This window comes from Arthrobacter sp. GW460-12-1-14-TSB2 (genome assembly GCF_059423525.1).
On the sequence record NZ_JBWKYC010000011.1, the window covers coordinates 34,689 to 45,998 of the forward strand.

Below are 11,310 nucleotides of genomic sequence, written 5' to 3' on the forward strand. Positions count from 1 at the left end.
CACGCCGGTGCCGACGGGCGCCATTGTGGCAGAGTGGAAGCATGGAATTGGCGCCGCAGGAATCATCGTTGCCCGGAACCCACGCGCTCCGGGCGGCACACAGGGTCTCGGACACAGTCAACAGCGTCCGAATTAGGCTTGCCCGGCGCTGGAATTTCGTTCCCCAGACCGTCGCCTACCAAGGGTATGGCTCCACGTCGTGGGTGCGTGTCCTCGGCAGGGTGGTGCTGACCACGAAGCCCAAGCCGGGAAGCCGCGCCGAACACGCCGCGAAAAACGGCAACCAGAACATCCGCGGCTGGCGGGCGTTCACCAGCGTGCCGCTGCAGTTCACCGAAGTGGACATCGAAATCGAGGGTGTGACCACCCGCGTCAAGGCGGACCGCGGCGGCCTCGTGGACACCGTGGTGGACGTAGCACTCTCCCCCGGCTGGCACACAGCGACCCTGCGGGCCGTCGGAACCGAAGCGGTGCAGGCCAACATCATCGTGATAGGTCCTGACACCAAGTTCGGCATCGTGTCAGACATCGACGACACCGTGATGGTCACGGCGCTGCCCAGGCCGTTCCTAGCCCTGTGGAACACCTTCGTGCTCAGTGAGCGGGCACGCATGGCCACGCCCGGAATGCCGGTGCTGATGGACCGCCTGGTGGTGGAGCACCCCGATGCGCCGGTGATCTACCTGTCCACCGGACCCTGGAATGCCGCACCCACGCTGGCACGGTTCCTGACCCGCAACATGTATCCTTCCGGTCCCCTCCTGCTGACGGACTGGGGGCTGACCCAGGACCGCTGGTTCCGCAGCGGCCAGGAGCACAAGAACGGCAACCTGGACCGGCTCGCCAAGGAATTCCCCGATATGCGCTGGCTGCTGATTGGCGACAACGGCCAGCACGACGAGCAGATCTACTCCAGGTTTGCCCGGGATCACGGCGAGCGTGTGGCCGCCATCGCCATCCGCCAGCTCTCGGTGGGCGAGTCCGTCCTGGCCGGCGGTCACTCGGAGAACGGGGACCACACGGGCTCAAAGGTCCCGTGGATCTACTCCCCCGACGGCGCAGGCATCACCAAGGGCCTCGCCGACCTCAAGATCGTCTAGCTGGCGAACGCGCGGCCGGCGTGCGGCCGGCCACGCGTGAGGCGTCATGCCACCGGCTCCGGCTCACCGGCCGCACTCGAATTGACTGCCGTGGCTGCTCCGTACTTGCGGGCTTCCTGCAGCTCCTGGAGCCAGTAGTAAGAGGCTTTGGGCGTCCTGTTCAGCGTCTCAAAGTCGACATGCAGAAGGCCGAACGGCTGCTTATAGCCCGCGGACCACTCGAAGTTGTCGAGCAGGGACCAGACGTAATAGCCGCGCAAATCAATGGATTCCGCGGGGCCTCCGGGGCTTGTGGCCTCCACCGCGCTGGAAATGTGCTCGGCGAGATAGCGCAGGCGGCGCTCGTCCGGAATGATGATCCGATCCCCGGCCTTGTCCCGCACCACCAGGTCCTCAAAGCTCGCTCCGCCTTCCGTGATGAAGACCGGCGGCAGGTCGGGGTAGCGTTCGGCCATTTCGGTAAGCGCCACTGGCATGTAGTCGGGCCTGATCGGCCACCCGTATGCCGTGGTCTCGGCGTCGGGAAACTCGGTGATGTGGAAGGGCGCGCCGGGAGCGCTGCCGCTGAGGTCATCCCCCATGGCCTCCGCCATCCCGGGAGGAACTGCGCCGTCGCCGGGCCCGGCCGCGACCATCGTAGGCATGTAGTAGTTAAGCCCGTAGAAATCCAGCGGCTGCGAGATTAGTTGCAGGTCTTCGTCGGAGGGGCTGAACGAACTGAAGAACGTGGCGGCCCGGATGACGTCCGGGTACTTCCCGAGCAAGACAGGATCGGCGAACAGCCTGTTCTGGAAAACGTCCATAAGCGTTGAGCTCAGCTTGTCCAGCGGGTTGATCGAGGCCGGAATCATGGGTGAGTAGACGTTGGTGATGCCGATCTCACCAGGGACGTTGGCTGCACGCAGTGCCTGCATGGCCAGGCCGTGGCCAAGGAGCTGGTGGTGCACGGTGGGCAGCGCGTTGAGCAACTGCGCTTCGCCGGGCGCGTGGAGGCCCAGGGCGTAGCCGTTGGTTGTCACGGTGGCAGGCTCATTGACGGTAACCCAGCGGGCCACGCGGTCACCAAAGGCCGCTGCCGCGATGGAAGCAAACTCGCCGAGCCGGTATGCCGTGTCCCGGTTCAGCCAGCCACCGGCTTCGTCGAGCGGCAGGGGCGTGTCCCAGTGGTACAGGGTGACCATGGGTGAGATGCCGCTGGCCAGCAACTGGTCCAGCAGGCGGTCGTAGAAATCCAGGCCCTTCGGGTTGACCGGGCCGCTTCCGCCGGGCTGGATACGGGACCAGGACAGCGAGAACCGGTAGGAATCCACACCCAGGTCCTTCATCAGCGCCACGTCTTCGGGCATCCGGTGGTAGTGGTCACAGGCCGTGACGGGGCTGTGGTCGTCCACTATTGCGCCGGGCTTCTTCGCAAACACGTCCCATCCGGACGGTCCGCGGCCGTCCTCGTCGAGGGCGCCCTCAATCTGGAAGGCCGCTGTGGCGACGCCCAGAGTGAATGATGGGGGGATCCTGGCAGCCAGGTCCTTGGCGGAATAGTTCATCTGCTTGATCCCTTATGTGGTTTCCGATAGTGGACTGATTTTAGTGCACCGTGGCGTCGGAGCCGAAGAGGAATTCCTTGGCGTGTGCCAGTGCCTTCTTGAAGGCATCGTTGCGGAGCGTGATCAGGTGCTCGGAGTCGTCCGCGGCAGGTTCAAGGTAGCCCGTGAAGCCCGGGCGAAGCACCCAGATGTCACCGCCCGGCGGAAGATAGAAGACCCCAAAGGACCGGTGCTGGCTGTCATCCGGGGTCCAGATGGGAACCACGGCCAGTGCCGCACCCGTCTCAGGATGGATCCACTGGGCCCGCGGGAGCGGCTCCTCGTGGGCCTCGGGGTCCAGGAACGGGGCTGTGCCCACGCCCCACCTTTGCTCGAAGCGTTCGTGGAACGCCGGAATCAGATGGGAATCAAAACGGCGCCAGGCGCTCATGGACTGCTCCTCTTCTACTTATCCGGTGCCCGGCCAGGGGCCGCGCTCCCAAAGCACTGGTGTGACCCGCAGCAGCGGGGGCTGCGGAGTGTGTACCCGGCGGACCGGCACCTCGCGAGGCCCGCCGCGGTTGAAATCGCGGTTGATGTGCGTAACGGACAGTGCGCGGTCATATTCAGCGCGCGTTTTCGCATCACTGAGCACCGCGAAGGCTTCCATGATGCCCAGCAGCCCGCTGTTGGCTATGCCGTCCGAGCCGCCGGCACCTTCACTGGACCAATCCGGGTTGCCGGACCGGTCCCGGAGGTCGGGATGATGGAGCCGCATCAGGGCCCGATACGCACGCGAAATCTCCTGACGCGTGGCCGTCCTGGCCACGTTCAGTACGCCGTAGTAGTCAGGCAACTGGTTGGTCATCGCGTTTTCACACTGCCTGCCTCGTCGCGGGGCGGCTGCGGCGGCTGCGTGCCGGGGCGGCGGCCGGTACCGACCGGCTGCCGCCCCGGGGCGCTTGATTGACGACTAGGTGCTGATCTCGTGCATCGTGTCGTGCTTGGTTTCGATCGCGATCTTGCGCGGCTTCGCCTGCTCGGCAACAGGGATGCGGAGGGTCAGCACACCGGCGTCGTAGCTGGCCTTGACGTTCTCCGTGTCCAGGGTGTCACCGAGGATCAGCTGGCGGCTGAAGACGCCGCGGGGTCGCTCCGAAACGACCAATTCCACGTTGGGCTGGGTTTGATCGCGCCGTTCAGCCCGAACAGTCAGTACGTTCCGCTCAACATTGAGGTCCACAGAGTCGACGTCGACTCCTGGCAGATCGAACGCGACGACGAACTCCCCGTCTTCCTGCCAGGCATCCATCGGCATGGCCGCGGGCCGCGCCGCGGTTCCAAACACCTGCTGGGTGAGCCTGTCCAGTTCACGGAACGGGTCCGTACGCATCAACATCATGTCCCACTCCTTCAGCTTGTGGTTGTTCCAGTTCTTTCTCGGTACCCGCCAATATCTATCGTGGCTGGTATAGATTTTTTATAGCACTGGTGAGAAACTGTGGCAAGGGCATTGGCCCGAAAATCTTTGGGAGGATCATGGCAGAGCGCAGTGCGGAGACAGGCCTGTACGCGATCTCCGTGGTGGCCCACCTGGTGGGAACCGGCCAGCAGAACATCAGGCTATACGAGCGGAAAGGCTTGCTCACCCCGGACCGCACCTCCGGCGGGACGCGGCAGTACAGCGATGCCGACCTCGCCGTACTCAAACGCATCGGCGAACTGCTGGATGAGGGGCTCAACCTGGCCGGCGTGGCCAAGGTGCTGCAACTCGAGGCGGACAACGCCAGGCTCAGGGTCGAACTGAAAAGAGCCCGCGCACGCTTGCGCGACTGACCAATAGTGCCGACCCCGGGCTGACCCGAATGGCAGAGAGGATCAGGGCCGGCCACCGGCAATCAGATAGGACTCCTCGAGGAGCTCCGCCAGTTCCTGCCCGTCGATCAGGGACAGCCGGACCAGGACCAGCTGCGGTGACCGCTCATGGTGCGGAGTCCAGAAGTACGTTTCCGGGTTTGTTCCGGCGAGCGCTTCCCGTTCACGGGTCTTGACGGTGAGGACGCCGTCCTCCCAGATCCTGGCCATCAGGGTCCGTGCGAACCACGCGGGCTGGTTCCAACTGGGCCGTTCCGTGACGCCCGGCAGTGACAGGCAGAGGCGGCGGACGTCCTCTTCGTCTGCCACCCGCGGCTAGTTTTCGACCGTATCGGCCTTGGACAGTTCACCGGTGATATGTTCTCCCGGGATACGGGCCGTTCGCCAGGTGTCCAAGGCAATGACGGCGCCCAGGACCACGAAGGAGATGAACAGGGAGGCGAGTGCATCGCTGACCCAGTGGTAGCCGAGGTAGAGCCGGCTGATTGAGGCAAGGAAAATCCCGAAGAGGGCCGCGGCGAAGCCGGCCACTGCCGGCCACGTGCTTTGGCGGCGCGAGAAGATCAGGAACGTGGTGACCAGCAGGAAATCGCAGGCACCGAGCACATGCCCCGAGGGGAAGGAGAACGTGACGTCTGGGCCGAAGAGCATGAGGTCCAGGGGCGGGCGCTGGCGGCCGACCGACCGGCCGATGATTTGTGCGAGCGCAACTCCGGTGAGCATGGCGCCTGCCAGAAGCAGTGGCCGCCAGGCGTGCTTGGCGGCGATGCCCCACACCACGGTGACAACCAGCACGATGATCGGCAGGGCAACAGGCCCGAAGACAATCGCGAGGAAGATCATCAGGGCCGTGATCGGCTCCGAGCGCTGGGTGACAAGCCAGGACCGCGCGGGTTCATCCAGTCCGGTCAGGCCGTCCCGCCCCAGGACGTCCGTCAAGGTCAACAGGAAGAGTCCGGTGCCCAGGATCATCAGGATCACGGCGATGCGGTAGAGGTTCTTCCGGGACGCAGCGCTCATATACCGTTCTTCGACGACGAATTTGTCATGGAAAACCCGCCACCAGTGAGGCGATTTCCGGGATCGATCTTCAGCCATGTGCCGCTTCCACCTATGCAGTCTTATAGATTTGTGTCCGCTGACATTATCCCGGTTCCGCGATTTTGGCTCGCGGTACCGGGAATCCGGTTCCGCCGGCATCCTCGGCGCACCCGCCTCGACGGCCGCACCGGTAGCCTGACTGCATGGGTGCCATGAACGAACTTATTGACCAGGCCGCGGTCGGCAGGCTGGTGCGCGTGCTCGCGCATGCCGCCCCCGCCGTGTCCTGGTCCAACGCCGAAGCTGCCGGTGCCTCGCTGGCGGACCTTAGCCTGCGCGAACGGACCGACCACGTGAGCCGGGGACTGCTCGCGGATCTGGCCGCTGCCGGAAGTCCCGGGGACTATTCGACGGCGGCGCACATCTTCCGCCGCGCCCTCACCGACCCCGACTTCACCGGCTGGACCATATGGCCGGTCACGGAAACAGCAGTGGCACTCGCCCTCGAATCGACCGGATCCGCCGATTTTGAAGACTGCCTCCAGCTTCTCGCCGAGCTGACTCCGCGGCTGACCGGGGAATTCGCCATCCGGCGGCTGCTGGCCGCCGACCTGGACCGTGCACTCGCCGTCGTGATGACCTGGACCGCCCACCCCGACGCGCATGTGCGCCGCCTCGCCAGCGAAGGGACCCGCCCGTACCTCCCCTGGGCAGTCCGGGTTCCGGGCCTGATCCAGCGCCCTGAGGCCACGATCCCCATCCTCGACGCCCTCTACCGGGATCCGCACGAATACGTTCGCCGTTCGGTGGCAAACCACCTCAATGACCTGGCACGCCACTCTCCCGAGGCAGTCGTGGCTGCGGCTGCGGCGTGGACAGCAGCCCCGGATGCCAATACGCCGTGGGTGGTCCGCCACGGGCTGCGCACCCTGATCAAGAAGGCCCACCCTGGCGCCCTGGCCCTCCAGGGGTTCGCTCCGGCGTCGCTCTCGGTGTCCCCGCCCAGGCTGGACCGGGATACCGTGGCGCTGCCGGCGGACCTCGCCTTCGAATTCGAGATCTCCAACACGGGGGCCGCCCCGGCCAAGCTCGCGGTGGACTACATCGTGCACTATAGGAAGGCGAACGGCTCCCAGGCAGAAAAGGTCTTCAAACTGACGGCCCTGACCCTGAACCCCGGTGAAACCCGGACCATGTCCAAGCGGCACGCCTTCCGCCAGATGACCACCCGCGTGCACCACCCTGGCAGCCACGCCCTGGAGCTCCAGATCAACGGCATCCGGTACGCCCATACGCAGTTCCTCGTCGAGGTCTGACCGACTGCGGGACGGCAGCAGCAACTCAACCGCGGGGATGCGCCAGACGTTATAAATGTGATTTGACTCACAGGCAACTGAGAGCTAAGCTCAACGAGTTGTTAGCGCTAACAACTCAGTCTATGATTTCGAACATCATCCTGCTGGCACCGGAGCCCTGCGCTCCTTCCGGCGAGATCAACTTCCGATGAGCGGGCTCCGGTCCGCCTCATCAGTCGACCGGATCCTCCCGGCCGGCCCCACCGCCGTGAAGCGCAGATGCTTTCCGGTTTAGCACCAGTTCGCGGACCGAGCCGTCCGCGGAAGGAGAACATAGTGAGAATCAAGAAACTCCTGGGCGCGTTCGCCGTCGTCCTCGCAGTGACGGTGGGGGCCACAGGCTGCGGCAGCCGGGGCGGCGCCGCTACCCCGGCCGCCAGCGCGGATAATTCGGGGGCGCTCGTGGGCATCTCAATGCCCACGCAGACCTCGGAGCGCTGGATCGCCGATGGCGGGAATGTCGAGAAGTCCTTGAAGGACCTGGGATACAAGACGGACCTGCAGTTCGCCAATGACGACATCCCCACACAGGTGTCACAGATCGAAAACATGCTGACCAAGGGCGCCAAGTCCCTCATCATTGCCGCAATCGACGGCACCACGCTCACTGACGTCCTGGCCAAGGCGAAGGAGCAGAACGTCAAGGTCATCGCCTACGACCGCCTCATCAACGGGACGCCCAATGTGGATTTCTACACCACGTTCGACAACTACACGGTGGGCGTCCAGCAGGCCACCTCGCTGCTCACCGGCCTGGGCCTCCTCGACGCCAGCGGCAAGAAGGTGGAGGGCAAGGGGCCCTTCAACATCGAGCTATTCGCGGGCAGCCCGGATGACAACAACGCCAACTTCTTCTGGACCGGCGCCATGGACACCCTCAAGCCCTTCATGGATGCCGGCACGCTGAAGGTTCCGAGTGGTCAGACCAAGTTCGAACAGGCAGCCATCCTCCGTTGGCAGGCACCCGTTGCCCAGAAGCGCATGGAGGACATCCTCACCGCCGCCTACAGCTCCGGCACCAAGCTGGACGGCGTGCTGTCCCCCTATGACGGACTGTCCATCGGCATCATCTCGGCGCTGACCAGCACCGGCGGCTACTCCAAGGGAAGCCTGCCCGTCGTCACCGGCCAGGATGCCGAGAAGGGCTCAGTGAAGTCCATCGTCGCCGGCGAGCAGTACTCCACCATCTTCAAGGACACCCGCCAGCTGGGCGCCCAGGCCGTCAAGATGGTCGACGCCGTGCTGAAGGGCAAGGAGCCGGAGGTCAACGACACGAAGACCTACAACAACAAGGTCAAGGTTGTCCCGTCCTACCTGCTGGAGTCCGTGATCATCACCAAGGACAACTACAAGAAGGAACTCATCGACTCGGGCTACTACACCGACGCCGACGTCAAGTAGCCGTGGCGGGGTTGTGGCCGGGTCGTCGCCGGCCCGGCCACAACCCGTCCGGCAGGCCCCTGCAGCCGCAGGACGGCCCAGAACCGACCAGTCAGTGGGAATTGACGATGAACACACCCATTCTTCAAATGCGAGGAATAACCAAGACCTTCCCGGGCGTCAAGGCCCTCCAGAACGTCACGCTGGATGTGAAGCGTGGCGAGGTGCACGCCATCTGCGGTGAAAACGGCGCGGGAAAATCCACGCTCATGAAGGTGCTCTCCGGGGTCTACCCGCACAGCTCCTTCGACGGAGACATCCTCTTCGAAAACGAACCGTGCACGTTCAACAGCATCAGCGACAGCGAGAAGCGCGGCATCGTCATCATCCACCAGGAGCTGGCGCTAAGCCCCTATCTTTCGATTGCTGAAAACATCTTCCTCGGCAATGAGCTGACGAAGAACGGGTGGGTGGACTGGCGCAAGACAAACCTGGAGGCTACCAAGCTGCTGGCCAGGGTGGGACTCAGCGAAAACCCCGTCACGCCCGTCCAGCACATCAGCGTCGGGAAGCAGCAACTCGTCGAAATCGCCAAGGCACTCTCCAAAGAGGTCAAACTCCTCATCCTGGACGAGCCAACGGCCGCGCTGAACGACGAGGACTCCGGCCACCTGCTGGACCTCATCCTGCACCTGAAGGGCCAGGGCGTCACCAGCATCATCATCAGCCACAAACTCAATGAGATCCGCAAGGTAGCGGATGCGGTCACCATCATCCGCGACGGCAAGACCATCGAAACCCTGCGGCTGGATGAGGGCCAAATTACGCAGGAACGGATTATCCGCGGCATGGTGGGCCGGGACCTGGACAGCCTCTATCCGGACCGCGACCCGAAAATCGGCGAGGAAGTCCTCCGGATCGAAGACTGGTCGGTGCGGCACCCGCAGGACCACACCCGGATGGTGGTGACCAACGCGAGCCTCAACGTCCGAAAGGGCGAGGTGGTGGGACTGGCCGGCCTCATGGGCGCCGGCAGGACGGAACTGGCCATGAGCGTCTTCGGCCGGACGTACGGCACTGCCGTGTCCGGGAAGGTCTACAAGCACGGCCGGGAGATCAACACTTCCACAGTGTCGGATGCCATTAAGCACGGCATCGCCTACGCCACCGAGGATCGCAAGCACTACGGCCTGAACCTCATTGAAGACATCAAGCGGAACATCTCCATGGCGGCCCTGCGGAAACTGGCCAAGGGCGGCTGGGTGGACAAGAACCAGGAAACCATCGTCGCCAACAGCTACCGGCAAAGCATGAACATCAAGGCACCGTCAGTGGCTGCCATCACCGGCAAGCTGTCCGGCGGCAACCAGCAGAAGGTCGTGCTGAGTAAGTGGATGTTCTCCGACCCCGACGTGCTGATCCTGGACGAACCCACCCGCGGCATCGACGTCGGGGCCAAATTCGAGATCTACACGATCATCACCAAGCTCGCGGCAGAGGGTAAGGCGGTCATCGTGATCTCCTCCGAACTCCCCGAACTGCTGGGCATCTGCGACAGGATCTACACGCTGTCAGCAGGCCACATCACCGGCGAAGTGCCCATCGCCGACGCTTCACAGGAGACCCTCATGCACCTTATGACCAAAGAGAAGGAATAGCGACCATGTCCGCCCTCCGAGAATCCCTCGGCTTCCTCGCAAGCCGCCTCCGCCAGGTCGGCATCTTCGTCGCCCTGATCCTGATCGTCCTGCTCTTCCAGGTCCTCACCGACGGCATCCTGCTGCAGCCCCAGAACGTCACCAACCTCGTGGTCCAGAACAGCTACATCCTGATCCTGGCCATCGGCATGGTGATGGTCATCATCGCCGGCCACATCGACCTGTCCGTCGGCTCCATTGCGGGCTTCATCGGTGCCGTATCGGGCGTGATGATCGTCCACTGGGGCTGGGCATGGTGGATCGCAATCCCCGCCTGCCTGCTGGTCGGCGCACTCGTCGGCGCGTGGCAGGGATACTGGATCGCTTACGTCGGCATTCCGGCCTTCATCGTCACTCTGGCAGGCATGCTGATCTTCCGCGGCCTGACGCTGATCACCCTCAAAAACCAGCAGATCACCCCGTTCCCGGACGAACTCCGCGCACTCGGCGGCGGCTTCCTCCCGGACATCAGCGGGGGCACGTCCGTACTCGAATGGCTCACCGTCATCCTCGGCGTCGGAGGCACCGCGGCCATCCTCTTCCAGGCCATCAAGGAGCGTCGCGTCCGCCGGAAGTTCAACCTGGAGAACGAACCAATGGCCTGGTTCGCCGTAAAGACTGCGTTCATCGCCCTGCTGATGCTGATCATCACCTTCCTGCTGGCGAGCTACCGCGGAACCCCGATCGTCCTCATCGTGCTCGCGGCCCTGGTGATCATCTACTCCGCCCTGATGAACAACAGCATCTTCGGCCGGCACACCTACGCCATCGGCGGGAACCTCCATGCAGCGGAACTCTCCGGCATCAAGACCAAGGCCGTCACCTTCCGGCTCTTCGTCAACATGGGCGTCCTGGCGGCCCTTGCAGGCCTCGTCTTCACGGCCCGCCTTAACTCGGCCCAGCCCGCAGGCGGCACCGGGTTCGAGCTTGACTCCATCGCGGCGGCCTTCATCGGCGGCGCCGCGGTGCAGGGCGGCATCGGCACCGTGGCCGGAGCCATGATCGGCGGGCTGATCATGGGCGTGCTTAACAACGGCATGTCCATCCTGGGCCTCGGCACCGACTACCAGCAGCTCATCAAGGGCCTGGTCCTCCTCCTCGCCGTCGGCTTCGACATCTTCAACAAGAACCGGAGCGGTCGCGGCGGAGGAAGCGCCCTCCGCACGCGGTTCAAGCTGAAGACCACGCCTCCGGCTGCTGCAGAAAGCGCGGAGACCGCAGCGGACCGCCCGGTCGCCGTCCCCGCCAGCTCCCGGCAGGAAAGCACCGTGCGGAACTCCTGACAGAGTCCCCCCGGGGGGGGGGGGGGGGGGGGGGGGGGGGGGGGGGGGGGGGGGGG

12 protein-coding genes are annotated in these 11,310 nt (G+C 64.4%); 6 read left to right on the forward strand and 6 right to left on the reverse strand.

Annotated features, from left to right (window positions below):
* Positions 1 to 41: 41 nt before the first annotated feature.
* Positions 42 to 1,100, forward strand: a complete 1,059-nt coding sequence (locus AC07YR_RS13970) for an App1 family protein phosphatidate phosphatase (RefSeq protein ID WP_436058608.1) — start codon at positions 42 to 44, stop codon at positions 1,098 to 1,100.
* 44 nt (positions 1,101 to 1,144) lie between these two features.
* Here the strand turns inward: AC07YR_RS13970 and AC07YR_RS13975 are convergent, their stop codons facing one another.
* The 4 genes from AC07YR_RS13975 to AC07YR_RS13990 all read right to left on the reverse strand — a co-directional run bounded on the left by AC07YR_RS13975 (position 1,145) and on the right by AC07YR_RS13990 (position 4,022).
* Positions 1,145 to 2,644, reverse strand: a complete 1,500-nt coding sequence (locus tag AC07YR_RS13975; RefSeq protein ID WP_494734333.1) for a GH1 family beta-glucosidase — start codon at positions 2,642 to 2,644, stop codon at positions 1,145 to 1,147.
* A 40-nt stretch (positions 2,645 to 2,684) separates the two neighbouring features.
* Positions 2,685 to 3,074 carry a hypothetical protein gene (locus tag AC07YR_RS13980; protein WP_436058610.1) on the reverse strand — a complete coding sequence of 130 codons (390 nt, stop codon included), beginning with the start codon at positions 3,072 to 3,074 and terminating at the stop codon, positions 2,685 to 2,687.
* An 18-nt stretch (positions 3,075 to 3,092) separates the two neighbouring features.
* Positions 3,093 to 3,491 carry a J domain-containing protein gene (locus AC07YR_RS13985; protein WP_436058611.1) on the reverse strand — a complete coding sequence of 133 codons (399 nt, stop codon included), beginning with the start codon at positions 3,489 to 3,491 and terminating at the stop codon, positions 3,093 to 3,095.
* Between the two features lie 105 nt (positions 3,492 to 3,596).
* Positions 3,597 to 4,022, reverse strand: coding sequence for an Hsp20/alpha crystallin family protein (locus AC07YR_RS13990; protein WP_055807675.1), 426 nt, complete (start codon positions 4,020 to 4,022; stop codon positions 3,597 to 3,599).
* A 140-nt stretch (positions 4,023 to 4,162) separates the two neighbouring features.
* Here AC07YR_RS13990 and AC07YR_RS13995 point away from each other — a divergent pair, with 140 nt between their 5' ends.
* Positions 4,163 to 4,459 (forward strand): MerR family transcriptional regulator, encoded by a 297-nt coding sequence (locus AC07YR_RS13995; RefSeq protein ID WP_055807284.1) that lies wholly within the window; start codon positions 4,163 to 4,165, stop codon positions 4,457 to 4,459.
* Positions 4,460 to 4,501: 42 nt separating this feature from the next.
* Here the strand turns inward: AC07YR_RS13995 and AC07YR_RS14000 are convergent, their stop codons facing one another.
* Positions 4,502 to 4,807, reverse strand: a complete 306-nt coding sequence (locus tag AC07YR_RS14000) for an MmcQ/YjbR family DNA-binding protein (protein ID WP_436058612.1) — start codon at positions 4,805 to 4,807, stop codon at positions 4,502 to 4,504.
* 6 nt (positions 4,808 to 4,813) lie between these two features.
* Positions 4,814 to 5,596 (reverse strand): phosphatase PAP2 family protein, encoded by a 783-nt coding sequence (locus tag AC07YR_RS14005; protein WP_436058613.1) that lies wholly within the window; start codon positions 5,594 to 5,596, stop codon positions 4,814 to 4,816.
* Positions 5,597 to 5,751: 155 nt separating this feature from the next.
* Between AC07YR_RS14005 and AC07YR_RS14010 the strand changes: the two genes are divergently transcribed.
* The 4 genes from AC07YR_RS14010 to mmsB all read left to right on the forward strand — a co-directional run bounded on the left by AC07YR_RS14010 (position 5,752) and on the right by mmsB (position 11,254).
* Entirely contained in the window at positions 5,752 to 6,855 is a 1,104-nt protein-coding gene (locus AC07YR_RS14010; protein ID WP_494734334.1) for a DNA alkylation repair protein, read from the forward strand.
* Between the two features lie 315 nt (positions 6,856 to 7,170).
* Positions 7,171 to 8,295: a multiple monosaccharide ABC transporter substrate-binding protein gene (chvE, locus tag AC07YR_RS14015; RefSeq protein WP_200939444.1), complete on the forward strand. Its 1,125-nt coding sequence runs from the start codon at positions 7,171 to 7,173 to the stop codon at positions 8,293 to 8,295.
* A gap of 107 nt (positions 8,296 to 8,402) precedes the next feature.
* Positions 8,403 to 9,932 (forward strand): multiple monosaccharide ABC transporter ATP-binding protein, encoded by a 1,530-nt coding sequence (gene mmsA / locus AC07YR_RS14020; protein WP_494734335.1) that lies wholly within the window; start codon positions 8,403 to 8,405, stop codon positions 9,930 to 9,932.
* A 5-nt stretch (positions 9,933 to 9,937) separates the two neighbouring features.
* Positions 9,938 to 11,254, forward strand: a complete 1,317-nt coding sequence (mmsB, locus tag AC07YR_RS14025; protein WP_055807299.1) for a multiple monosaccharide ABC transporter permease — start codon at positions 9,938 to 9,940, stop codon at positions 11,252 to 11,254.
* Positions 11,255 to 11,310 lie beyond the last annotated feature (56 nt).